This is a genomic window from Peribacillus sp. R9-11 (genome assembly GCF_031345095.1).
GTDB lineage: Bacteria > Bacillota > Bacilli > Bacillales > DSM-1321 > Peribacillus > Peribacillus butanolivorans.
This window is the reverse complement of record NZ_CP133763.1, coordinates 2,146,328-2,171,565: the sequence shown is the minus strand read 5'-3', so window position 1 is coordinate 2,171,565 and position 25,238 is coordinate 2,146,328. Positions and strand designations below refer to the sequence as shown.

At 36.8% G+C, this 25,238-nt stretch carries 25 protein-coding genes; 2 read left to right on the top strand and 23 right to left on the bottom strand.

What is annotated here, in order from left to right:
• Positions 1-77: 77 nt before the first annotated feature.
• The 17 genes from RE409_RS10650 to RE409_RS10570 form a co-directional block, all read right to left on the bottom strand.
• The gene (locus tag RE409_RS10650; protein WP_309558939.1) at positions 78-1,658 is read right to left on the bottom strand and encodes a benzoate-CoA ligase family protein; all 1,581 of its coding nucleotides are present in this window, start codon (positions 1,656-1,658) and stop codon (positions 78-80) included.
• A gap of 91 nt (positions 1,659-1,749) precedes the next feature.
• Positions 1,750-3,117 carry an aldehyde dehydrogenase family protein gene (locus RE409_RS10645; RefSeq protein WP_309558938.1) on the bottom strand — a complete coding sequence of 456 codons (1,368 nt, stop codon included), beginning with the start codon at positions 3,115-3,117 and terminating at the stop codon, positions 1,750-1,752.
• A gap of 40 nt (positions 3,118-3,157) precedes the next feature.
• Positions 3,158-3,949, bottom strand: a complete 792-nt coding sequence (locus RE409_RS10640) for a 3-hydroxyacyl-CoA dehydrogenase family protein (RefSeq protein WP_201181159.1) — start codon at positions 3,947-3,949, stop codon at positions 3,158-3,160.
• The gene (locus RE409_RS10635; RefSeq protein WP_309558937.1) at positions 3,942-4,970 is read right to left on the bottom strand and encodes a 3-hydroxyacyl-CoA dehydrogenase family protein; all 1,029 of its coding nucleotides are present in this window, start codon (positions 4,968-4,970) and stop codon (positions 3,942-3,944) included. The genes RE409_RS10640 and RE409_RS10635 overlap by 8 nt, the downstream gene beginning before the upstream one ends.
• Positions 4,960-5,610, bottom strand: a complete 651-nt coding sequence (locus tag RE409_RS10630; RefSeq protein ID WP_201181161.1) for a Phenylacetic acid catabolic protein — start codon at positions 5,608-5,610, stop codon at positions 4,960-4,962. The genes RE409_RS10635 and RE409_RS10630 overlap by 11 nt, the downstream gene beginning before the upstream one ends.
• A 1-nt stretch (position 5,611) precedes the next feature.
• On the bottom strand, positions 5,612-5,842 hold the full coding sequence (locus RE409_RS10625; RefSeq protein WP_057217666.1) for a hypothetical protein: 231 nt from the start codon (positions 5,840-5,842) through the stop codon (positions 5,612-5,614).
• Complete coding sequence (locus tag RE409_RS10620) at positions 5,839-6,165, bottom strand: metal-sulfur cluster assembly factor (protein WP_201181163.1); 327 nt, start codon at positions 6,163-6,165, stop codon at positions 5,839-5,841. The genes RE409_RS10625 and RE409_RS10620 overlap by 4 nt, the downstream gene beginning before the upstream one ends.
• Positions 6,166-7,104 carry a Phenylacetic acid catabolic protein gene (locus RE409_RS10615; protein WP_116821863.1) on the bottom strand — a complete coding sequence of 313 codons (939 nt, stop codon included), beginning with the start codon at positions 7,102-7,104 and terminating at the stop codon, positions 6,166-6,168.
• 147 nt (positions 7,105-7,251) lie between these two features.
• A complete protein-coding gene (locus RE409_RS10610) occupies positions 7,252-8,232 on the bottom strand; it encodes an MBL fold metallo-hydrolase (RefSeq protein ID WP_201181165.1) in 981 nt (326 codons plus the stop codon).
• Positions 8,233-8,234: 2 nt separating this feature from the next.
• Positions 8,235-9,014: an enoyl-CoA hydratase-related protein gene (locus tag RE409_RS10605; RefSeq protein WP_201224934.1), complete on the bottom strand. Its 780-nt coding sequence runs from the start codon at positions 9,012-9,014 to the stop codon at positions 8,235-8,237.
• Positions 9,015-9,031: 17 nt separating this feature from the next.
• A complete protein-coding gene (locus RE409_RS10600) occupies positions 9,032-9,913 on the bottom strand; it encodes a PaaX family transcriptional regulator (protein ID WP_056523501.1) in 882 nt (293 codons plus the stop codon).
• 96 nt (positions 9,914-10,009) lie between these two features.
• A complete protein-coding gene (locus RE409_RS10595; protein ID WP_057219234.1) occupies positions 10,010-10,438 on the bottom strand; it encodes an acyl-CoA thioesterase in 429 nt (142 codons plus the stop codon).
• A gap of 88 nt (positions 10,439-10,526) precedes the next feature.
• Positions 10,527-11,330, bottom strand: a complete 804-nt coding sequence (locus tag RE409_RS10590) for an enoyl-CoA hydratase/isomerase family protein (protein WP_056523504.1) — start codon at positions 11,328-11,330, stop codon at positions 10,527-10,529.
• Positions 11,331-11,669: 339 nt separating this feature from the next.
• Positions 11,670-12,848, bottom strand: a complete 1,179-nt coding sequence (locus RE409_RS10585) for an amidohydrolase (RefSeq protein WP_309558936.1) — start codon at positions 12,846-12,848, stop codon at positions 11,670-11,672.
• 59 nt (positions 12,849-12,907) lie between these two features.
• Positions 12,908-14,362: a YfcC family protein gene (locus RE409_RS10580; RefSeq protein ID WP_309558935.1), complete on the bottom strand. Its 1,455-nt coding sequence runs from the start codon at positions 14,360-14,362 to the stop codon at positions 12,908-12,910.
• A 102-nt stretch (positions 14,363-14,464) separates the two neighbouring features.
• A complete protein-coding gene (locus tag RE409_RS10575; protein ID WP_309558934.1) occupies positions 14,465-16,081 on the bottom strand; it encodes a M20/M25/M40 family metallo-hydrolase in 1,617 nt (538 codons plus the stop codon).
• Between the two features lie 80 nt (positions 16,082-16,161).
• Positions 16,162-16,923 (bottom strand): dimethylarginine dimethylaminohydrolase family protein, encoded by a 762-nt coding sequence (locus RE409_RS10570; protein ID WP_309558933.1) that lies wholly within the window; start codon positions 16,921-16,923, stop codon positions 16,162-16,164.
• A gap of 255 nt (positions 16,924-17,178) precedes the next feature.
• Here RE409_RS10570 and RE409_RS10565 point away from each other — a divergent pair, with 255 nt between their 5' ends.
• Entirely contained in the window at positions 17,179-17,949 is a 771-nt protein-coding gene (locus RE409_RS10565; RefSeq protein ID WP_201181175.1) for an IclR family transcriptional regulator, read from the top strand.
• Positions 17,950-18,297: 348 nt separating this feature from the next.
• Complete coding sequence (locus RE409_RS10560) at positions 18,298-18,705, top strand: Hsp20/alpha crystallin family protein (protein ID WP_201181177.1); 408 nt, start codon at positions 18,298-18,300, stop codon at positions 18,703-18,705.
• Between the two features lie 73 nt (positions 18,706-18,778).
• Here the strand turns inward: RE409_RS10560 and RE409_RS10555 are convergent, their stop codons facing one another.
• The 6 genes from RE409_RS10555 to RE409_RS10530 all read right to left on the bottom strand — a co-directional run bounded on the left by RE409_RS10555 (position 18,779) and on the right by RE409_RS10530 (position 25,190).
• On the bottom strand, positions 18,779-21,910 hold the full coding sequence (locus RE409_RS10555; RefSeq protein WP_201224937.1) for an SbcC/MukB-like Walker B domain-containing protein: 3,132 nt from the start codon (positions 21,908-21,910) through the stop codon (positions 18,779-18,781).
• Positions 21,907-23,052, bottom strand: coding sequence for an exonuclease SbcCD subunit D (locus RE409_RS10550; RefSeq protein WP_201181181.1), 1,146 nt, complete (start codon positions 23,050-23,052; stop codon positions 21,907-21,909). Before RE409_RS10550 ends, RE409_RS10555 begins: the two co-directional genes overlap by 4 nt.
• Positions 23,053-23,212: 160 nt before the next feature.
• Positions 23,213-23,641, bottom strand: coding sequence for a DUF2621 domain-containing protein (locus RE409_RS10545; protein WP_053345530.1), 429 nt, complete (start codon positions 23,639-23,641; stop codon positions 23,213-23,215).
• Between the two features lie 81 nt (positions 23,642-23,722).
• Complete coding sequence (locus tag RE409_RS10540) at positions 23,723-24,028, bottom strand: DUF3219 family protein (protein ID WP_053345529.1); 306 nt, start codon at positions 24,026-24,028, stop codon at positions 23,723-23,725.
• Between the two features lie 215 nt (positions 24,029-24,243).
• On the bottom strand, positions 24,244-24,723 hold the full coding sequence (locus RE409_RS10535; RefSeq protein ID WP_223305315.1) for a CcdC family protein: 480 nt from the start codon (positions 24,721-24,723) through the stop codon (positions 24,244-24,246).
• Positions 24,724-24,830: 107 nt separating this feature from the next.
• Positions 24,831-25,190, bottom strand: coding sequence for a response regulator (locus RE409_RS10530; protein WP_309558932.1), 360 nt, complete (start codon positions 25,188-25,190; stop codon positions 24,831-24,833).
• Positions 25,191-25,238: the final 48 nt, after the last annotated feature.

Here is a 25,238-nt window from a genome sequence, read left to right as displayed (position 1 = left end):
CAAACTTGACCAGCTTTTATCAAAGGTTATCATTACTTTTTTCTGTTTAGGTTTTACACTTTAATAATTAACTTGTTTCAGCCTCTTAATTTAAATCTTTGAATTTTTCCAGTTGTAGTTTTTGGCAACTCATTCACGAATTCAATGACACGGGGATATTTATATGGTGCCAACACCTTTTTGATAAATCCTTTAAATTCAAGTTTCAGTTCTTCCTTCGGTTCGACACCAGCTTTTAATACAATATAGGCTTTTGGTTTAATTAAATTATTTTCGTCATTTACCGCGACAACAGCAGTTTCTAATATATCAGGATGGGATAAGAGAGCGTTTTCAATTTCTATTGGCGATACCCAGATTCCATTCACTTTCATCATGTCATCAATTCTGCCGGCATACCAATAAAAACCATCTTCATCCTTAAAATATTTATCTCCCGTCACAAGCCAATCACCAATAAATTTCTTTTTATTTTCTTCATTAAGATTCCAATACGATGCCGCAATACTTTCACCCTTAATTAAAAGATCTCCTACTTCATTCACTGCTGCTTCCTGACCATCTTCATCCACAATTTTAGATTCATAACCTGGAACAACCTTTCCCGTGCTCCCTTGCCGAATTTGATTAACTTGATTAGACAGATATATATGAAGAGATTCCGTTGAGCCTATTCCGTCGATAATATCTAAATTAAAAACATTCTTCCATTGTTCTATATAAGAGGCAGGCAACGCCTCTCCAGCAGATACGCAAAGTCTTATCGAAGAGAGATCATAGTTTTTTTTCGTCTTCTCAAGGTAATTGAGCATAGATCCATACAAGGTAGGAACCCCAAAAAAGATGGTAGGACGATACTTTTCAATCGTCTCAAACACTTTCTCTGCAGTTGGTCGGTCCGGCATTAAAACAGTAGTAGCTCCGGCTCCAAGCGGAAAATACATCCCGTTTCCCAAACCATAGGCAAAGAAAAGCTTCGAAGCAGAAAAAGTAATGTCATTTTCAGTGATCTGTAAAATATTTTTGGCGTAATTTTTAAAGGCTTCTTCCATATCTGTTTGAAGATGAATCACACCCTTTGGCTCACCCGTACTGCCTGACGTATAAAGCCAGAACGCTTGATCATTAATATTGCTATAACAGGGAGGCAATTCTTTATCTTTGCCTTTTATTAGATCGCGAAAGGAGTGTTCATCTGCTTCCTTCAAGGGTTGATTTTCCCCGTCAACTAGGATTACATGTTTTAAGAAGAGTAAACGGTTCTTAATAACTTTTAATTCTTCCCAGCGCTCACAAGTTGTAACCAACACTTTTGAACGACTATTATTCAATAGAAACTCATAATCCTTTAACGGTAAAAGTGTGTTGGCAGGAATAGGAATTGCTCCAACTTTAATTGCACCAAAGAAACTAATTATGAATTCTGGAGAGTCATGTAATAATAGTAAAACGCGCTGTTCCATCTCTATGTTTAACTCTTTTAAGGCAGCACCAAATTGGTTAGCAGATGTATCGATTTCTTGGTAGGTGTAAAAACGATCTTCATAATAAATCGCCGCTTTATCACCTCTGCCTACTTCTATATTTTTTTGAAAGAAATTATAAGAAGCATTATACCTCGCGCCCAAACCTCTAATTTTATGCTCGGTTTTTATCACACATATTTCCCTCCAATAACCTTAATAAATTTCCTGCCTTTTTCTAAAATCCTTTATTTTCTGATAAAAATTTTCCCCACCTATTATTCTATTACAGACCAAACATATTTAACTGCTTTTCACCTACATAGGAGACTACACTTTTCGTTTCAGTATATAAATCAAGGGTTTCAAGAGATAGTTCTCTACCAAAGCCTGACTGCTTATAACCTCCAAATGGAGTTCCAGGGAATGCAGAAATCGGGCTGTTAATCATCACAATCCCGGCGTTAATTTTTGCTGCTACCCGATTCGCTTTTGCATGGTTTGTTGTCCAAACTGCAGATGCTAAACCATAAATCGAGTGGTTTGCCATTTCTATTGCTTCTTTTTCATTTGTAAATTTCATGACAACAACAACTGGACCAAATACTTCCTCTTGAGCAATTCTGCTTTCATTTGTGACATCACTAATAACAGTCGGTAAATACCAATAACCGTTTGCAAACTCCTTACCTTCAGGTCTGCTCCCTCCACAAAGAACGGTTCCTCCCTCTTCTACTGCAAGCTTTACATAGTCGTCTATTACTTTTTCATGACTTGAGGATATGACTGCCCCTACATGTGTTCCTTTGTCGAATGGATCACCGACTTTTAGTTGCTTCGTCTTTTCTACGAATCTATTTAAAAATTCCTCGTAAATCGATTCTTCTACAAAAATTCTAGAGCGGGCTTCACATGACTGTCCAGTATTATAAAAGATGCTGTATAAAGATCCATTTACCGCATCTTCTATTTCTGTATCAGCAAAGATGATGCTTGGTGACTTCCCTCCTAATTCTAAAGTAACGCGTTTTAATGTCCCAGATGCTTTAGACATGATATCTTTTCCTGTTTCCGTCTCACCTGTGAAGGCAATTTTATTAATGCCTTCGTGCTCTGTCATGTATGGTCCAATTTCCGAACCACTTCCAGTAATTACGTTCACAACTCCCGCAGGAACTCCCGCTTCTGTACATATTTCAGCAAGCAGGTACGCAGTAATTGGCGTGTAGCTAGCAGGCTTAAGAATCACTGTACAACCCGCAGCGAGTGCTGGAGCTACTTTCCAAGCCGCCATCATTAATGGATAATTCCAAGGTATAATTTGACCGCAGACACCTACAGGCTCTTTCAAGGTATAGTTAAAAAAATTATTCGGCATTGGATTTGTGCGTCCACCTGAAGTTAAAGCAACTCCTGCATAAAACTCGAAATCCTCAATGGCTTGAGTAACTTGACCTCTAGCCGCAGGAATGTTTTTACCTGTGTTCAAAATTTCTGCTTTTACAAGTTCATCATATCTTTCGCGCATGATACTAGCGATTTTATTTAATACCTGTGCTCGTTTACTATGTGAAAAGCGACTCCATTTCCCTGTTTCAAATGCAATTCTTGCTGCAGTCACAGCATTCCGTACTGTCAAAGGACTCCATTTCATCTACCCCATAAATCTCACACACTGTCATTTTCATTGATTATCAGGTGGTAAAAGGAAGTTCTTTATTCTCTATTTGTGACAAGTTATATGACTTAATCTTCTGTTTGTAATTTTCATACCGGGCAAATGCCTCAACGTTCCAACCAGAAATAACAAACTTTCTTAACAATGGAGCTGGCCGATATCGTTCTTCCTGTAAATTATTGTATAACCCTTGTAAGACAGAATACACTTCATCAAGCCCAATACGCTCTCCCCACTCTAGCGGCCCATTGGGATAGTTTGTTCCAAGCTTCATCGCTATATCGATATCTTCCTTAGTAGCTATTTTTTGCGTAAAAGCATAAAATGCTTCATTAATAATCATTGAAAGCACCCTTGGAAAAACTAGTCCTACTTGGTCTTCAACAAATTCCGTTTCTAATTCTACATTTTCAAGTTGTTTAGTAACCGCTTCCAAATTGTTCGTTTCCCCAGTTAACGGCAAAGTTAATTCAACTAGATTTTGAGAATCCAAGTCTGAAAAACAAGCAAATCCTACAATTTTCAAATGTCCATTTGTCCAATTAGATACTTCTGTGCAAGTAACAGAAAGTACACTCGTTATAACAATTGAATGTTTATTTAAAACAAATTTTTCAAGTGCCTGAATTGTTTTTTTCTTGTTTTCTAGATTACCATGCTCTGTTTCCCAAATGAAATCAAAAAATTCTGTTTCACAATCGGCTAAGTGATCAGCAGTTTTAATTTTTGTCGAACCTTCAAAAATTTTATGAAGTCTAGCGGCCAATTGATTAGAGCCAACAATGAGCACCTTCTGGAAGCTACTCATATTTGTAAAACCCCTTTCCTGTTTTCCGTCCAAGCCTGTTAGCTAGTATCATTTCTTTTTGTAAATAATGGGGTTTAAATCTACTCTCATTTTGAAAATTATCAAATAATGATTGAGTCGTATTGTAATTAATATCAATACCAATTAAATCTTGTAATTCAAATGGGCCCATTTTAAACCCGCCAGCCTTTTTCATGATTCGGTCAACTTTCTCATGTGTAACTAAACCTTCATCGACAATTCTAAGGGACTCATTATAAAAAGAACGGGCAATTCTATTGACGATAAAGCCTGGTGTATCTTTACATATTACCGGCCTTTTCTTAATTAGGAGGAAAAGGTCTCTAGTTCTATCGATGGTGGTTTGATCAGTTAATTGACTTTTTACAATTTCAATGAGTGGCATTAGAGGTGCTGGATTAAAAAAATGAATACCAATCATTCTTTGAGGATGATTTAAATTGGCTGCAAATTCTGTAACTGAAAAAGATGACGTATTGGTTGCTAGAATTGTTTCAGGGTCGGAAACTGCATCTAACTTCTTAAATAATTCTATTTTTAAAGATTTAATCTCCGGTACAGCTTCAATAATTAAGTCTAAACCCGATAAATCAGTGAGTTTTGTACTCACCTTAAGGTTTCGATTTGCTGACTCTGCCTGCTCTGGGGTAATTTTACCCTTTACTTTCATTTTTTCGATATTAGTAATAATATTTCTAGAGTTTCTTTCAAGGGTTTCGTCTTCTATATCATATAAAGTAACTGATAATCCACTTTGTAAAAAAGTTTGGGCAATTCCACTTCCAATTGTCCCCGAACCAACTACACCGACTGTTTGGATTCCTTGAGTTTTCTCAGGAGATGCATCAGCAGTTCCACTCCAACGTATACTTTCAAATACAGTTTTACAGTTCTGGCAATAGTACTGCCTAACTAGCTGTGCAGTGCCGAAGGATGAATATAACTCAACATTTTTTCCATCACAAAAAGGACAAGTTGGTTTTTCCTTTTCACTGAGCATTTACAATTTCCTCATCCCTCAAGCTTGGGATCAATGCATTCTTATAAGAATCAGCTAGATTACTATTTTTAAGAAGAACATCACTCTCAACAAGAACAATATTGTTTTCCACTTGCTTCAACCATGTAATGACTTCTTGTTCACAAAGCTTAAAAGCATTAACGAATCGAGCTGGTATAGATCCGCCATCATTTAGCAACTTGAGTGCCCAGCTTTTTGAGTACAAAATATGTTCTTCCTGTTCTTTTACTAATTTATTAAATTGCAGCCCGATATCACTGCTTTTCTGATGACTGGTTAAAGCGGTTATCAATATGTTAAGCGCTGTGTTCATACAGTAGAGTCCTGCAATAAGTGATATCCATTCCTCGATTTTAACTATGCTATCGAATGCTTTTCCTGTTTGTTCCTTCACATCATTTTTGTTACCTTTTCCACCTTTTAAATTCGCTCCCCAGTTATAGAGAAGGCGCGCATGTCCAAGCTCTGATTGCGCCATCGCAATCGCTGCAAGTGTTCCTTCTAAGTCAGGTCCGCTCACACCGACCTCGACAAGACGGTCTCCTAGGATAAATTTGTTATCAGCAATCGTTTCTATTAAAGAAATTAATTCATAATTGACATTTGTGGAATTCACCATATTAAACCACCCTTTTCTTAAAAAATGGTTCTACTTCTCTAATGCAAATCATATTTTCCCTCTTGACTATATACATTTCCACCCATTTTTCTTCGTCGTAAATATATCTTGCATAAACACGCGCCAACTCATCACTGCTGGCCTCGACGGTTCCAATATGCATTAAATCATCACCTCGATTAATTCTGGAAAACACATTATATTCAAACTGTTTAACTGCTTTATTATTCATCTAGAACTAACCCCCCAAGTCTTTAATTTTTGTTTACCTGCTTCACTCATTTGATCGACCGTCCAGGCAGGACTCCAAACCACTTCAATTTCCACTGTATTTATATTCTCTTCTTGAAGCAGTCGATTTTTGATATCGCTTTCAATCCATTGCATACACCCACAGCCTGTTGAAGTATAAGTCATCGTAACAAGCGCCTTATTTTCTTGTTTTTCTACCCCATAAATTAATCCCATATCAACAATGCTTATTGGAAATTCAGGATCAGTAACGTCTTGTAACGCATTGATAAGAATGGGATCTTTATAAAAAACCTTTTCCATCTAGATCGCCTCATTTCGATATTCTTCAAGTTGTTGATATCCTTTTTGAATTCGATTAACAAATTCCTGATTTTGCGGACCTCTCTGCTTAAAGCGCTGGATGACATTATCCCATGTATCTGGCTCATCATATTTCCATCGCTTATTTTCAACATCGAATTTACAAGGAAAGGGAACAAGCAAATCATATTTCCCAGTCTCTTCGTTGTATTGGGCCGGAACATTAAGTCCAAGAGATTCACAGAAAGGAACAGCCGTTGACATCCATTTTTGCCTTAGTTCATCATTTGTTTTTCCTTTCAACTTATAATCAAGCTGGGATGAACGACTTTTTAAGTTATCCGCTACACCAAAGAACTCCAGTGACATTATAAACATCCAATCAATTGCTTCTTGGACCTGCTTAGCCGTTTCCGGTTCTTTCATAGCTGCCTTCATGATAATTTCGCCGTTTCTCAAATGGAATAATTCCTCTTTATCTACTTTGACTAACGCACGTTTCCATGGTCCGTATGATGTATGCTGGTGTGCATCTCCCAACAGGGTGTAACCTGCACGGTCAAACAATCCATTAAACACACCGAGTTCAACCCAATTATTTAATTTAAAATCAAAGGCAAATGGGTTTTTCCACTTATTTGGCGGACGTTTGTATAACAAAGATTGAACATCTTCTCCTAAATCCTTTAATAACCTGTAGGCAATATGCGCATGCCCAATTTCATCCTGCATAACAGCAAGTGCTGTGATTTTGTAATTTAAATTAGGAGCATCTTTGTAAACAGTCAGAAGTGGTGGCACACTTAGTAGCTCTGTATCCCCAACTATCATCAGAGTTTGTTTCAATGCCTTTTTATAATTTTCATCCATATCTTCTAATCTCTCCACCACAAACCCAGATTGGACCTTGCTCATCAAATCATTCGCAGATATTGCCATATCTCCCTCTCCTATCATATTATGTTTTTTGAACTATCGTCTTATATAAGTAATATAATAATTTACTTTATATGGTTAGTCAAGACTTTATCAGATTTTTCAGAAAACAAATAAACGAGATGTACATAAATACATCTCGTTTATTCCTTATAATTTATATTGGAACGTACCATTTGTTGAGATTTTATGAATTCTCTCTGATTCCACTAGATACTCCAGGTGTGCTAATGTTTCCGCAATGGCGAATCGCCACTGATGATCAGTAAGCTTTTTATGATGAAACAGCTTCTCTGTAATCTCAAAAGCTACTTGATTCGTTTCCAAAATGGTTAAAATAGTCGCTAAACGTTCCTTATGATGTACAATGATTTCCTTAGCTCTCTGTGAGAGATTTTCAATAGGTGTTCCATGGGCTGGATAAGCAATGCTTATATCTTGATCAACAAGGCAATGCAAAGTTGAAAAGTAACTAGCTAAGGGATTTTGATCAGAGTTGGGCCAAAGACTAATATTCGGAGTGATTCGATTCAAGACAACATCGCCTATTAACATAATTTTCTGACTTTCATGATAAAAACATAGATGTCCTTCAGCATGTCCACTATATTTATGGACGGCCCATCTTCCATCAGGACTATCTAATTGCGATTCATTGAAATTATTAATTTCGGGAAGTGGATTTACTTTACTTGAAAGAAACAATACGTTCTCTTTAACTTTCGTCAACAATGGCTCTGGAACAGCATGCTTTTGAAATAATTCATATGTTGCCTCAGCCTGCTTCGTGCTGCCGCCAAAAACAGTTTTAATCATCTTAGCTTCTTCTTTGCTCATATAAACATGTGCACCGGTTTTTTGTTGCATCCAACTAATTAATCCTGAATGATCAGGATGAAAATGAGTCAGGATAATCTTTGATATATCTGTTGGATTGATAGACAACTCTTCAAAGACTTCTTCCCAATACTGTTTCGCGTCTGTTGTTGGAAAACCAACATCAATTAATATGATTTCTTCTCTCGTGCGGAATATATAACAATAGACATACTTCATAGGGAACGGTACAGGTATCCCGATACGTGTTAAATAATCTGTTATTTGTTGATGATTTCCTGAAAGCACAGCCATTGTCAGGACCCCCTAAAAACTGGGTCCCGTTTTTCTTGAAAGGCGAGTAATGCTTCTTTTCGATCCCCAGTCCCTATTGTTAACTCATAGGCCTTTGATTCGATGGCAATCCCTGTTCGCAAATCAGTAGCATGCCCTTTATTAATTGCATATTTTGCTTGTTGGAGTGCAATCGAACTTTTTAGCAATATCGGCTCCAAGAATTCAAGTGTATAGGCCTCAAGTGACTCCTGGTCATCAAAGGTTTCATCAATTAATCCAATATTTTTCGCCTCGATGGCATTAAGCTTTTTACCGCTATAAATAAGTTGCTTGGCTTTCGAAATGCCAATCAGCTTCGGTAAACGCTGTGTTCCGCCTGCACCTGGAATGATAGCCCAGTTTATTTCAGTTAAACCAAGCTGCGCCTCCGATACCGCAAATCTAAAATCACAGACAAGGGCTAATTCCAAGCCACCTCCAAGTGCATATCCATTAATCATCGCTATTGTAGGCTGCGGCAAGTCTTCTATTCTATTAAAAACATCTCGAATTAGACAAACATTTCTACGTGTCTCTTGCTCTGACAATGTTTTTCGCTCTTTCAAATCAGCTCCAGCACAAAAAGCTTTCATACCAGTTCCGGAAAAAACCACCGCTTTTATTGTTAAATCGGTACTTAAGTTCAGAACAATTTCATTCAATTCCTTTAACGACCCATAATCAAGACTATTTAGCTCTTCAGGTCGATTTAATATGACATAAGCGATACTTTCTATTTTTGTAACATAAACTTTTGGCATAAAACCTCTCCTCCTAATTAATCATGATAGATTTCTGAAAAAGGGTTGATTGCTTTCTCACGATTAACATAGCCTGCTTTATCAGGCGGATATTCCATTATCGATTCAAAATATTTCACTGCTTTGACTGAAGTCAGTTGATGGATATTCCAAAACAACTCCCTAGCCTTAATTCCATGCCAATCATCAGGCAGCAAATCTAGCGGAAAACCGGGGTCCAGGAAAAGGAATTTCCGGTATTCATGTACAATCTTGGTTCGTTCATAAAAGCATTGCTCATTGGAAATGGTATCTTCCCAAACAGCCTGCTGCATGTCATGAAGCTTCGATTCATATTGCTGTATAAAGGTTAAATAGTTTTTGTTTATTTCTTTTAAATCCCAACAAGTGCGTAAAATCTCTTCATTAGTATGAGTGATGACTTGGCTCGAACTAAATACAATTAAATAGTCCTTTAAATCATATGTATCCATTAGGGTTAGCACTTGTTTTTCTAATGGATTAGGACTGACCCAAATACTATTAGACATAAGCCCGAAACCAGTCCAACTCAATTCCTTACGTACTTGATTTCGAAGCACACGTTTTTCCTCAGGAATTGAGTAGGTTACCACTCTCCATAAACCATCCCATTGATGATTTCTGATTGTATAAACACGTTTGACACCATCATCCATATTGCGCTTTCCTTTTGGTGTTAATGAATAATAGCTTTTATTGCCTATTTTCCGCCCAATTATTAGATCCTGCTGTACGAGTCGTAAAATGGCACCGCGTACAGATGATTCAGAAATACCAAAATGATTCATCATTTTAATAAGGGTGCCAATCCATACCTCCCCTCCATAAAATTGAACGAAATCACCAAAAAGAGTATACAATAATGACCTTGGTTTCATGTTGATTCTCCTGTTCTCATAAAGCCTTTTCTTCTTAATGTAATCTAAATTAGCTCAATTTTCAAACTTGTTAGAGGATTATCCAATATTAAACTATCATCTAACTTTCAATAATCTTTTAATATCTTCAGGAATTGGCACCGCCTTAAACTTATCGCCCTCAATAGAAGTCCAAGCGCGAATTTCATAGCCATGGCCAGTCCTTCTCTCTCCACAAAATACATCATGATGAAAACGAATTGTCTTCGTTTTCATTTCCTCCACATGGGTGTACACTGTCACTTCATCGTCATAGTAAAGGGGATTTTCAAATGTACACTTTGCTTCTAGTAAAGGAATGATAATTTTTTTTTCTTCTTCTAAATATTTAGGACTCATATTTATCGAGCGAAAAAAATTATGACCTGCTAAATCGAACCATTTATAATAATTGGGATAATAGACGATCCCTGCTCGATCTGTATCACCCCATTGGATTTGAAATTTTGTTTCGTTTATGCGTCTTTTTAAATGAGTTTCTTCCATTATATTTTTCACCAGCTTCCTTTTAGCATTGGTATTAAAAAAGCAATATCGGCAGAAACCGATATCGCTTTTTCAAAGGGTAAATTTATTATTTACCTTTCCATTGTGGTTCACGCTTTTCAAGGAATGAAGCCAAACCTTCTTTAGCATCCTCAGAACGGAATAACAGATTTTGTATTTCTCCTTCGTAACGAATCGCCGCGTTTAATGGCATTTCTTTACCATTCATAATCGAAAGCTTGATATTAGTGACTGAATAACTTGCTTTACTGGCGACATTTTTTGCATATTCCAATGTTTTTTCACGAATTTCTTCTTGTGGGTAAACGCGGTCAACCAGACGAATTTCCTTAGCTTCCTGAGGTAGAATCGATTCTCCTGTGATATTCAAGTCGATTGCCTTTGAGTGTCCAACCAACCTAGCCATACGTTGCGTACCGCCTGTCCCAGCAAGAACCCCAAGGTTAACTTCTGGTAAACCAATTTTCCCTGCTTTATCACCCATAAAGCGTAGATCACAGCCCATCGCCATTTCCAGACCTCCACCTACTGTATGGCCTTCTAGGCAAGCAATCCAGATTTGCGGTGAACGAGCAATTTTATCAAGTGTTTCATTACAGAACAAGCAGAATTGTGTTTTAAAAACGGGATCAGCAGCTTTAAGGAAATTAATATCTGCCCCCACCGAGAAAAATTTAGGCATATCACTCATTAACACAGCTACCTTCATATCTGGATCAAAACGAATATCATCAATTGCCTCATTTAACTCTTTGTAAAAATCAAGTGTGTAAGCATTCGTCTTGTTAATATGAAGATGTACCTCTGCAACCCCAGTTTCTTTGTTTTTTTGGATTGTAAGCGTTCTCTTAGTTTCAACTGCTGTACTCATTCATCAACACTCCTTAGTTTTAGTATTATGTTTTATTTACTTCCGTTTATATTACATAATATACTATGGAATTTTCAGAATTGCAATTATTTTTGGTAAATTTTTTAAATTAATATATTTATTAAGATATTTATACTGTTTTTTCAATAATTAAATATCTTAATAGACTGCTTCAGGTTAAACACTAGTACAGCTATTTCAATTGATAATATCTAGGTCTTAAATTCTTTGTGATGGAATATTTGATTAAGATCAAATGGCTAATTAATCAAAAAAATGACCAACTCAAATATGAATTGGTCATTTTTAATAGCTTATATTCTACTTATTGATTCCTATTTAGTGTCCACACACTTTCTTTGCAACCCCTACGAAATATTCTACTCCGTATTGCAAGGCACTTTCGTCAATCTTGAATTTAGGATGATGCAGCGGATACGCTTTTCCTATTTCATCACTGTGAACACCTATAAATTGCATCGAAGCTGGAACAATTTCGGAGTAGGCAGAAAAGTCCTCAGTCCCAAACATTGGATGTTCGACGTTTATCAGGTTATCTTTCCCGCAAATTTCTTCTACAATTTCCCGAGAGATGTCTACTACTGTTTTGTTATTGACCACAGGAGGATAACCTAATAACCAATTGATTTCATAGTTTGCTCCATGTGCATCAGTAATCCCTTTTACAATTTTCTCTAGATATTCTCTAGATTTTACGCGACTATCTCCATCTAGAGATCGAATTGTCCCGCCAAGCTCTGCATATTCTGGTATTACATTTAGAGCACTTCCAGCATGAAATGTAGTAACGGAAATCACGGGTGCTTTAAGTGCAGAAAGTTTTCTAGAGATAATATGTTGAAGATTGGTTGTGATTTCAGCTGCAATGATTAATGGGTCGATTGTTAATTCAGGAGTAGAAGCATGTCCTCCTTGGCCAATTATTTTAATTTCAAAGTCATCAGCAGCCGCACAGAATACCCCATCTCTGATACAAATTGTCCCTTTTCGTTCATAGGGTGAAACATGAAGAGCGAATACATAGTCAACTCCTTCCATGATACCGCTTTTCACTAATTCTGATGCCCCTCCTGGATAGGATTCTTCAGCATGTTGAAAGATAAATCTGATTTCCCCAAAAATCTCCTCCCTTTTTTCAGAAAGAATCTTTGCAGCACCCAATAACATGGCAGCATGTGCATCATGTCCACAGGCATGCATAACTCCTGGATTTTTCGATTTAAAGTCCACATCAGCTTCTTCTTGAATAGGCAATGCATCTATATCTGCACGAAACGCAATGGTATAGTTTTTCTGATCAGCTTTCTTCGATCCTCTTAATACTGCCAATACACTTGTTTCTGTTGGTTTCGTTACTTCTAATCCTGGAAATGTACTTAATAGATTGTAAATATAATCAGATGTATTATGCTCTTGATAGGAAAGCTCGGGGTTTTCATGTATATGGCGCCTCCATGAGATTACCTGATTCATAATCGCCTTTTCCATTGTCATCATTAATGAAAGACCTCCTTATATATATATATATATATTTATTTATTATTTCATATTTTCCGTTAAAAAGGACCATATTTAATAGCTTGGGCAATAATTAAAAAGATTATCGATACGGCCATTTGAATTAGGAAAAACGGAAAGATCCATTTCACCCATTTGGTAAAAGGTATCCCTGCTACTGCTAAACCGGCCAATAGTACTCCGGAAGTAGGAAAAATCATATTAGATAAGCCATCCCCTAATTGGAATGCTAACACAGCGGTTTGTCTTGACATACCGACTAAATCTGCTAACGGTGTCATAATTGGCATGGTGAGTGCAGCTTGTCCACTTCCAGATGGTACAACAAAATTAATGAGCATTTGTAAAATAAACATTCCTAAAGCATTAATTGCAGGGGGCAATTGTTCAACTAATCCAGACGTATAATATAAAATTGAATCCAGTAGACCACCATTCGTGAAAATAACCAAGATTGTTTGTGCGACACCAATTATAAGTGCTCCAGAAACCATGTCACTCGCTCCTGAAATGAAACCATTAGCCATCTTAGAAGGTGACAGCCCTCCAATAAAGCCCATTATGATTGCACACATTAAGAATAACCCGCTAATTTCGCTAATATACCAACCTAATTTAATAACGCCATAAATTAACACAATGAAATTTACCAATAGAAGAAGTAACGCAAGAAGGTGTCTTTTACTTAATTTGAAATTCAAATCAATTTCCGTATGCGCACTAGATTTGAATTTACCGAATTCACCCAATGTCGGGTTACGCTTTACCTTCATCGCATGAAAATAAATATATACTACAGTTACGATATAAAAAGCGACGAAAATGGCAACTCGTAATTCCATACCTGAATACATGGGCAATTCAGCAATACTTTGAGCTATGCCCACATTAAAAGGATTTGTTATACCAGAAGTAAAACCCGTTGATAAAGTTCCGAGCACCACAATCGCGAAACCTGTCATTGCATCGAACCCTAACGCTATACTCATAGGCACGACAATTGCAATATACACTAAGGCATCTTCCGCAGAACCGATCAGCGTACCTAATAAAGCAAATATTAATACCATTAACGGAATTAACACTTTTTCTTTGGTTCCTAATCGTGCTGCAACAAATTTTATTAAGGAGTCCAGTGCACCAGTTGCTTGCATTATTCCAAGAGCGCCTCCGAACAAAAATACAAAAAGAATAATGGAAGCTCCTTCAATCATGCCTAAATGTACACTGCTAAACATATCTAGTAGTCCAACTGGTGACGAATCAACAAATTCGAACGAAGTAGGATTCACGATTGTACGACCGTCTTTTTCAACTCGTTCATATTGACCTGCGGGTAAAACATAGGTTAGAACGGTGGCAATGATAATGACGATGAACATTAAGACAAAAGGATTGATTTCTTTTCCTTTCGCTTTTTTTAGTTGTTTGTCTGGTATAGGTTGATGCTCAAGAGAATTGGATGTGATTTGCTGAATAGTTGAATTACTCATATTTGACCCCCAGTTAAAGTTTAAAATAAATCTACTACTTTCTTTTTCCGTCTATCTAATGGAAATGCACTATAGACTTGTGCAATCAGATTGCAAGATTCATTAAATGGTATTAGCATCTGTAAACATATTTTTCAGTAAACACTCAATCATCATCGGGGTCTGAACGAAGGCACTTTCAATATGAAGTCGCTCCGTACGTTGATGTGCATCTTTTCCAAAAGGCCCTACATTAAAAACGGGTGCTTGAAGTTTCATCATGTCTTTAAAGGGAATATTATAGGTTTCTCCCCAAACGGGCGTATTTCGTTCAAAAGCAGACCAACCATCATCATGATTGTTATAATGGACATAACTCAAATCACAAACACCATTAAAATAGTGAATATGATTGATGTCCATAGAAATTTTGTTTGCCATTTTTTTTATTTTTTTAATAGAATCGATGATAAGCGGATCATGTGATGTATTGACTGGAGGATAATAAGGTGGCGCAAACAATATGACAATCGCTGGTGCAAGTTCCTGGCATTGAATCAACAATTTATCGGCAATTCGTAAAGACTTTTCCCGCTCATCCCAATGAAAGTTCGCCTTCACCTCATTCTTTATTTCTTCTACAAGTCTCTTTCCTAACTTCTGCTCTGCATATACTATCAATTTTTCGTAGCGTAATACTTGGATTACGCCTACTCCATTCAATTGTTCACGTTGGCACAATGTTTTATAGGATGCATTGCATGCTGCGGCTGCTTCTTGTGCAACTTTCTCAAACAGATTCATTATGTCAGAGGCACTTCGCTTCATGACAAAGACATTATAAAGCGCAACGGACCTATAAGGCGTTTGTGTAGAGTATTGTGATTTTAAATCTTTTTGTTGTAATACAATTGGTAACGGGGTAGTTTCACCTAGATCCTTTTCCCTAAAAAGGGCATTCCACTCCATGAGCTGAGTAAGGAAACTTGAAATATAGGGAGCTGTTATTCCTTTAAAAGGTTCACCAACATGAGTTTCTTTTCCATAAAAAAGAGCAGCCGGCATGATTTTACCCATTGTTCCAGAATAAATATACGATTTAGAATCGCCAGGCTTCTGTGAAAAGGAAGGTTCGCCATTTAAAAACAGTTTATAAAAAAGGTCATATTCATCCCGCATCTGGACAAGTCTCGAAACTGCCGCTCTCATTCCTGAAGAATTTACTTCTTCGTCAGGAACGGTAAGGAGGATAAGATTAAGAGGCCATTGTTCGAAAATAGCTTTTTCTATTATTGACATATGAAGGGCAAGCCCCATTTTCATATCCATTGTTCCTCTGCCAAACAAATATTCTCCTGATTCAAGATCATCACATGCTTCATTTGGCAACTCGGCTTTTCGCGTACGAAGTGCCTTCGTGAGTTCTTCCGGGTAAAATGCAAGAGGTTCTAAATCACCATATTCTTCAGTTTGGACCGTATCAAAATGGCTTATCAATACAACGGTATCTTTTACCTTTGGATTTCTGTAAAAGGCTGTGACATAGTTTCTCCCCAGGTCCACTTCATGAAGGGATACGTAATTAGGATTTTGTTGGAAGTATTCAATTTCGTATAATTTATCTCTCAATCTATACGCAAAATTCCGTTCTCCATCTGTGAGTGTCCGGCTGTCCCAACTAACAAGTTCACATAACAGATTTCGAAGTGTTTCTTTTGATCCCCATAATAAATGGCTCATTAAATATCACCTCTTTCAATTTAAATAAAATCTGGAATTTATTTTTTTCAAGGTTTGAAAACTCATCTCTTTAATTTGGATTAAAAACGCAGGGACAAGCAGCTAAGGCCTCCATCTTGTTTTTGAAACTCTGTCATCTCTAATTCAATTGTTTTATAGCCTACCTCTTCAATTTGTCGCTTTGTCTTCTCATATCCTTTCGGTATGATAAGGGAACCATTTACTAAAATGCAGTTAGCGGTGTATTCTTCTTCTTCTGGAACGATAATTTTTTTATATTGATCAAATTCAGGATGATTAATAAATTCGCCTGCAACAATAATAGCGTTGTTACCAAGGTAAGCAATGCCCGTTTTTAAATGGAGAAATTTCTGCAGTGGAACAATCGTTGCTTGATAACCTTCTGATTCTACTATTTCTTTTAGTTGGCGTGCTCCTTCCTCGTTTGTACGTTCAGAAATACCAATATAGAAATGATTTTCAATTTGAAGAATATCCCCTCCATCTAATGTTCCAGGTGTTTTTATGTAGTGGAATTTTTCATAAAAATCCTTTAACACAGATTCTATTTCTACTATTTCTCCATTCCTTGTATCTGCTCCCGGGTTCGTAATAACAGCGAATTCTGGAGTTAAGACCGCTGCATTTTCAACAAATGCTGAATCAGGAAATTCTTCACTTTTCTGCAAACATGTAACGGAGACACCACAGCTTTTCAAAGCCTCTACATAACTTTCATGCTGTTTTAGTAATAACTCATAATCCGGAGTTCCTAAATTGGATGTTGTTAGTCCATTTACATAACTTTGGCTTGGTAATTTTACAATTACATTTTTGTACATTGATAATTCCCCTTCCCCCTCACTCTTTCCTTAAATGTTCTTGACTGATAGATCTTTCTTTTGGATGTTTAATAATTACTCGTTTTATGGGCTTATTCATAGATGAACAATAAATTATTACCTCCTCCTTTTCCGCATAATGGAATTATATTTCTTGAAATGGAAATTTTATTAAATTATAAATTTTAAAATGGTATAATGTCAATATATTAAGAATTATCTGAAATCAACCCCTTGAAGAATGGTGGTATATACATGCAAACAATTGATAGGGCTATGAATGTAGTTAACATGCTGGTATCTAAATCATCAGAAAACGGTTTATCTATTACAGAACTCTCTCAAGAATGTGATCTTCCTATTGGTTCCATTCATCGTGTATTAAAAGCGATGAGTAAGCACGATTTAATTAAGCAGGATGAGCAATCTAAACGATACGGATTAGGAGATATTTGGATGGAATATGGTCTGAAAATGTATGACACTTTGGATTATATTAGTATAATAAGGACAGAATTAGAAAGGCTTATGCATAAAGTAGAGGAAAGCGTATTTCTTTACCGTCCGATGGGATTGGAATCCCTTATTATTGAACGGATTGATAGTGAAAGAAATCCTATTCGAGTCTATGATCAACTTGGTTCACGGATACCCTTTCATGTCGGTGCTGCCAATAAGGTGATGCTTGCCTACATGCCAGAAAAACAGGCAAAAAAAGTTATAGATACCCTTGTACCTGAAAAGGAAAAAATAGAGTTTTTAGAAGTTTTAAAGGATATGAATTCCAAAGGATATGGGATTAGTCACAGTGAAAGAACTGAAGGGACATCTTCCGTCGCTGCCCCAATTTTGAATTTTTTTGGAGAAGTATCAGGTGCCATAAGTATTGGTTTTGTAAGTTTTAATTTGACACCTGAAAGACTCAATATCCTCGTTAAAAATGTGATGGAAACGAGTCAATGCATGTCTGCAAAATTAGGATATAACGGGTCTGAACATACGAAGGCAATGAATCGTTCTTTCTAAATCATGGTATTTTATTTAAAAAAGTAAGTAATCGAGGGGTATAAAGAAAAAATACAAAAAAATTATTTCAGGCTACTTTATCTCTGTTTTCTTGAGACTGAAGTAGTCTAATTTCGTTGGTATGCTTTTTATTTCATTTTACCTGATTTTTTACTTCGCATCTCTCTAAAGTTACCCCTTTTATACTCACACTAAGTTGTCCTCTAACAACAGACCAACAGGATATATTTATAGTTTAAATCGTTTTCAGATTGTGAACTTTATGTCATCACTTTTTATTTTTTTCAATCACCATTCTTCATACTTCAAACATATAATACATACAAAGGAAAAACCGGGGGTATCAACATGCAAGACAATTTACATGGATCGCAAATGAATGAGGTTGAAAAGTTTGATGAATGGGTGAAAAAGTTTTTTCTGGACCCGGAAACAAGTGCGTTGGATCATCAACTATTTTCAATTGATATATACGAAAGTGAAGATGAGTATATGGTGGAAGCGGTTTTAGAAAATCATGATGTTAAAGATATTAAAGTATGCCTAAGTGATAATGAGCTATCGATCATCGTTGACGATACTCATAAACCCTTTCTTGAAAATAAAGCGGATACATTACCCACACAGAGGAAAATCCCCTTCCCCTTTTCAATTTGCTCACGTAGGATTACCGCGGAATTTTCAAATCCGTTATTGGTGATTCGCATCCATAAGTTTTCCCCCGGAAAAACAGCTGACGATATTAATATTGAGTAGTTTTCTTTCTTCATAATAAAAAGAATGGCTAAGGAAGCTGCCTGCTTCCTTAGCCATTCTTTTTTTATCTTGATTAGCCCGCAAAGTAAAATGAAGTTCGACTTCCTTTTTGTGTAGAAATGACTTGAAGCTGGGCATCGATTCGTTCCTTTAATTCTGGAACGTGAGAAATTATGCCAACCAATCTTCCGGTGCTCTGTATATCCATTAATGCTTCAATTGCATGGTCGAGTGATTCAGGGTCAAGCGTACCGAAACCTTCATCAATGAACATGGTCTCAAGTGATATGCCACCTGCATTCTGCTGGACAACATCAGCAAGCCCTAGAGCAAGTGCAAGCGACGCCTTAAAGCTTTCGCCTCCTGAAAGCGTTTTGACATGCCGTTCCTGGCCTGTATATTGATCATATACAGATAACTCAAGACCGCTTTGAATATTCCTTCGCGTTGGGTCCAGTTTTCGTAAAAGCTGATAACGACCGCTAGTCATCTTCAACAATCTTAGATTGGCTTCTTTTAGGATATCATCTAAAAAGGCCGCCAATACATACCGTTCAAAAGTAATACGGAAGGAGTTTTGACCTTTAGAAATCTCGGACAGATGACCAACGATACTGTATCTTTCATCTAGACTTTTCTGCTCTTCCCTTATTAGCTCCAGTTTTCGTTCAATTTCTTCGTTTATTTGCTTGTCAGCCAGTAATTCATTCTGATTTCTGCGCAACAATTCCAATTCACGATCTATGAATTCAAAAGTCTTTTTCAACCCTTCAAGGTCCGGTTTGACCACATCTTTTAATTTCATTTCCAAATCATGAAATAGACTTAGAACGCTTTGCCAACTTTGATTGTATTGCAGAACTTGACTCTCTATATATTCGAGAGCCGATTCTGACTTTTTGGCTGTTGTATATTCTTTATAATTGGCAAATCCTTGTTTGGTCATATCCGTAATCAACTTTTCCCGTTCCTCTGTTAATTCACGATTTAAGGCTTTTATATTTCCAGTTAGTGATTCTTTTTTCGCATTGATGCCCGACTCTTTTTCTTTAACCATTTGAAGATTCTTTTGTGCTTCTTCTAATGCAATTTGTAAACGTTTCTGCGTTTTGACGGCCGCTTGATATGCTGCAGTATATTCTTCCTCAGTCCTGATTCCTTCTGGCATAGAATCAGTTAATCCTTTAAGCTTTGTAGAATTTTCAATATACCTGGTTTTGACTTGATCTTCTACTTCTTCTAAAGATATTCTATTCGCTTTTAGGTGGACTGCTTTCTCTTTTAATTCAAGCAACCTTCTTTCCAATTCACTAAACGCGGCCTTCTTAAGCCTCAATGTCCGTAACTTTTCTTGCAGCTCTTTTCCTTTTTGCTCGAACTGATTCAAGTAAGCATCAATTTGATCGAAAGAAAGCTGTGGCAAACCCTGTTGTAAGTCAGCCAATTTTTCTTGAGAGGACTCTATTAGTGCATTGAACTTAGATTCTGCTTGATAATATTCACTTTCAGCTAGACTTTTTTGTTGATCTGCAGACTTCAGATAGTTTTCCTGCTGTTTCAATTCCATATCCGATGGCATCTCATCATGCATTTTGGCGGGTTTAGGATGACTCACCGATCCGCACACAGGACAATTTTCACCAGTGTGCAACATGGACGCTAGCATCCCTGCCTGACCAGCGCGCCACTTTTCATTAAGAGCCTCTAGTTTTTCCTTTTCCTGAAGCTGAATTTTAAGAAGCTCTTGGAACCGGTTATTCTTTTCATCTAACACCCGCTTTGTGCCCTGTGATTCTGAAAGAACATCTTGAAGCTTTTTCATTTCTGATAACAAATGCTGATTTTTTTCGACTTCTCTTTCCATATCACTATAAAGAAAAGCTGCATTTTCCGCTTCTGATTTTTCAAGACCAACTTTTTCTGCTTCCGCTTCAATTGAACTATGCTCTGATACATTTTTTTCACGAAGCTGCTTACTAGTCTGCCACTCTTTTTCATCTAAAAGAACTTGCGCTTTTAAACTCGCGTATGTCATCACAGCATCTTTTACCTGCTCAAGTTGATGCACATTTCGAACCGCCCGTTCCCTTTCGTCTTCCTTCAATAATTCCTGTTCATAGGAATCTTGTTTCTTAATCCGCTCAGCCATTAACTTCTCTTCCTGCTCACTTAATTTTTGGAGTTCTGTAGTTACATCTTGTACTTGTTTACCAATCCGCAAATAATATTGCTCTTGCTTTTCTAGAGAAGCCGCTTTGTGCGCCATTTTAATTTGTTCTTTTACTTCATCTATTTCAGGTTTTTTCGCTTCAAGGATCTCTTTTTCCTTTCTCAGTCTTTCTTTTTCAGTAAACCTATTTAACAAATCCACCGCTTTTGAAAGCTCTTGGTTAACTTGATCTCGAGCTTCTTGCTTTTCCTGTATTTGCTTGCTAACATACTGACTTCTTTCTGTTGCTGCCGAAATAACAGAATGTAAGAGCGGCAAAATCTGTTGTTCATTTGGCTCTTCTGCCTCCAAATGTTCCTGCAGTCCTTCATGATTACCCGGCTTGATTCCTTTCATTAATTCAATTCGCCGCTGTGCACTTCTTTCACTTTTCTTTTTAAGAATTGAAGCTTCTTCTTTTAATTTTTCTTCTATTCGTTTATAAAGTTCGGTATGAAATAATTTCTGAAGTATCTGTTCTTTATCCTTACTGTCGGATGTTAACAGTTTTCTGAATTCATTCTGAGGAATCATCAGAATTTGCCGAAACTGATTGGCATCAAGTCCAATAAGTAATTTGATTTTCTCTTCAACCTCGCGTACATTGGCACCTAGCAGTTTTTTTCCTTCTGGCAACAGCTCATATAATTCAGCTTTCGCACCAACTGTCGTCGTGCCATCGCCCGATTTCTTCTTTCGTTCCTGTTGTGGTGAACGAGTTACCAAATAAGTTTTTCCACGCAGTGTAAATTGTAGCGAGACTTCCGTCAACATATCATCTTCGGCAAATTGACTTCGTAAATCTTGCCCACTTCGATCTTCACCACTTGCTTTTCCATATATCGCAAAGCTAATCCCGTCAAAAATCGTTGTTTTCCCTGCACCCGTCTTTCCAGAAATGACAAACATAGTTCTTTCTCCAAGGGTATTAAAATCAATAGTTTCTCTTCCGGCATATGGGCCGAATGCCTGCATCGTTAAAATATGAGGTCTCATTTTAAAGCCTCCTCTTTCTTCACAGCTTCAATTACCGAAACCATCAAATCTTGCTTTTGAGAATCAAAGTCTCGATCTGTCATCTCTTGGTAAAACGTTTCAAACAAATCCAATTCGGACTTTCGTTCATCCTTTACAGAAGAAAAGGATTTTTTTCTTCTCAGGTCAGCCAAATCCCATTTCCGCTCTAGGTGAAGTACGTTCGGGTAGACCTGACGTAAGCGATTAATCGGATCGATGAGTGATCCCTCATCATTTAGTGTTATTTTTAAATAGTCATCTATTTTTTGTGATTGATAAAAAGCAGGGTCAAGTAACTCTTCCATTGTGCCTGCCAGTTCCCTCATATCAAGCTTAGGCATCAAAGATCGATATCGCATATCGAAACTGCCATCTTCTTTCATCTCGACAATGGATAACGACTTATTTTGCTTTGCCTCAGAAAAAGAGTACTTCAATAGTGAGCCGGAGTAATATACCTTTGGATGGCGTATCGCATCTGGGCTATGTAAATGTCCAAGTGCCGTATAATTGAACGCATCAAATAAATCAGATGAAACACACCCAGAACCGCCTACTGACAAAACACGTTCTGAATCGCTCGTTTTACCACCTAATACAAAGGCATGTCCAACGAAAACATTTGGTTCATTCGGATTGAATGTTTCCGCAATAGTTCCAGTTATTCGTTTCATTGCTTCTTGATGAGAATGAATACTTTCATCTTCAAAAAGATGGCGAACGGTACCAGGTTCTGCATATGGGACACAATAAAAATTCACGCCCTTAATACGGACCGGTTCACATGTTTTTGTCAATTTCCCATGAATGTATAGCTGGCTATGACGATACCATGATGAACCGAATGACAGCCTCTCCGCCGAATCATGATTTCCCGATATCGCAACGATCGGTGTATTCATTTTCACATTAATGGTATAAAGAATTTCATCAAGAAGCTCTACCGCTTCCGTCGGTGGAACAGAACGATCATATAAATCACCGGCAATCACAACTGCATCCGGTTTCTCTTCTTCTACTATTTCAATAAATTGCAGGAGTGCATGTCTTTGATCTTCTGTCATATGTACCCCGTGAACAATTTTCCCTAAATGCCAATCAGCCGTATGGATAAATTTCATAGTTTCACTCCGTCCTCATTTTTACTTACTATTATTATATCAAAAATTGAAAGGATAGCATGGATTGGGTACAAACGTTCTAATTTTTACCATGATTTGAAGCACATCTTTTTTCAAACAAAAAAAAGGCACACTCTAAAGAGTCTACCTTCTCCTAATATCAGCTAAATAAATGTTCATATGGACTCATATTTACTTTTCGTTCAGCTAATTTTTTTTGTAAAAATTTATGATCACGTTTGGGCGTGGCAATGATATAGCCACGAATTACTAAATCTTCTGTAATATCTCCCGCTTTTTCCTTTAACGCCAATTCACCGATTTTACCAGCAATTTTATGTCGTGCAACATCACGAAAAAGTTCTGGTACAGGGCTCACTAAATCTTCAAGTAAATCCTTTTGCTGCTTTGACCATAAGTGCTTTGTTTGGTCCAAATAATATTCTTCCCAATCCATATCGGATTTTCCATCCTCTTTAGGAAACCTTTTTAAGAATTTCCGAAACATGAAAAAGCCACCGATGCTCATCAAAATTATTAATAGGGCTACCCAAAATAGAATAAACCATAAAAACCAGCCTCCAAGCAAAGAACCACCTCATATGTATAGAATAATTGTTACTATGTATTATAGACAGTAACCCATTTCTTTACAAGGCTGGCAATAGAATCATTCTTGTTCGTTTACTTCCAATAAGACCAGTGAAAAATCTCCCACAGCATTTTCTTCATAAAGATTCGTAACCGAAGTAGCATAGTTAAAAATCTCTCCGCGAAATTCCTCGTTTGACTGAGGGATCTTTATATCAAATACCATTTGATATAGAAGTGTTGTTATATCATGATATTCACTATTAGTTACCTCGAAATTAAAACTGACTTTTCTGAATTCTCTACCTTCAGAATCTTTTATAACTTCTGCATGAAAATCAGTAACATGCAGTGATACATCGTCCAAAATGACTTCATCTACCATCTTACTAAACATCTCCTTTATTTGTGATTAAAGTTATGTTATCACCTCAGGCGTCCCACGCCAACGATTCAGCCTTGAAAATATCAAAAAAAACGTGCACAGGAAAACCTGACATGTTTCTTTGAATTAATTTCCTTTTTCTAATCCATTGTACAAAAACAACACCCGACATAATGGCAGGTGTTGTTTTTTGTTATATTTAGTTTAATTAAAACTTACACCATATTACTTTCGCTTAAGTAAGCCGCTTTGACTTTTTTGTATTGGTATAGCATCGCTATTCGCCATGGAACAATCATCGCAAAAGCAAGAAGGAAAAACATTCCACTAAGCACGCCAACTTCAATTGTACTTCCCAGAATAAGCTTTGCAACAAGTCGTATCACCATTAGTCCAACTAAAATGAATATAAATGCTTTAGACCTCAGAATATAAATTTGTTCATTTCGAACTTCGAATTTGGATGTTTTAATTAAGAGGATAGAAAATACCATCCCTGCTACAAGAGCTTCTAGAAATTCGTATCTAGTGACCCTAAACATTGGGAAAAGAAACATCAAAGCACCCGTACTCATAAAGAGTGGGGGTAATATGATTTTTTTTTCATTCACTGGTTTTTTTGTTTCCTTCATTCGAAACATGAAAACACCCATAGCCATCACAATCGCTATACCTGTTGATATATATATCATCATTTTTATCATCCTTTTAGCTAAAATAGGTAAGTACCATGAAAAATTATATCACTTCAATTATTAAACAAAGTATATATTACCTAAATCAGATAAACAAGGAGAGTGTTTTAATCAAGCACCCTATTGATAGCATCTACTACTCGGCATTCGTCAAACGGCTTTACAATAAAGTCCTTTGCCCCTGCCTCAATAGCTTCGAAAACCATTTTTTGTTGTCCCATCGCTGAGCACATTATAACCTTTGCGTAAGGAAAATCTTTCTTAATTTCTTTAACCGCATCTAGCCCGCTCATGATTGGCATTGATATATCCATTGTAACAAGATCGGGATTTAGTTTACGAAATAATTCTATTGCCTCTTTCCCGTTCTCACCTTCACCAATTACTTCATGTTCTGCTTTTGATAATATATTCGAAAGTGTCATTCTCATAAACTTAGCATCATCAACTACTAATATTCGGGCCATAGCCGTTCCTCCTCATTTCAAACAACAGAAAGCGAAATCTAATCGTAT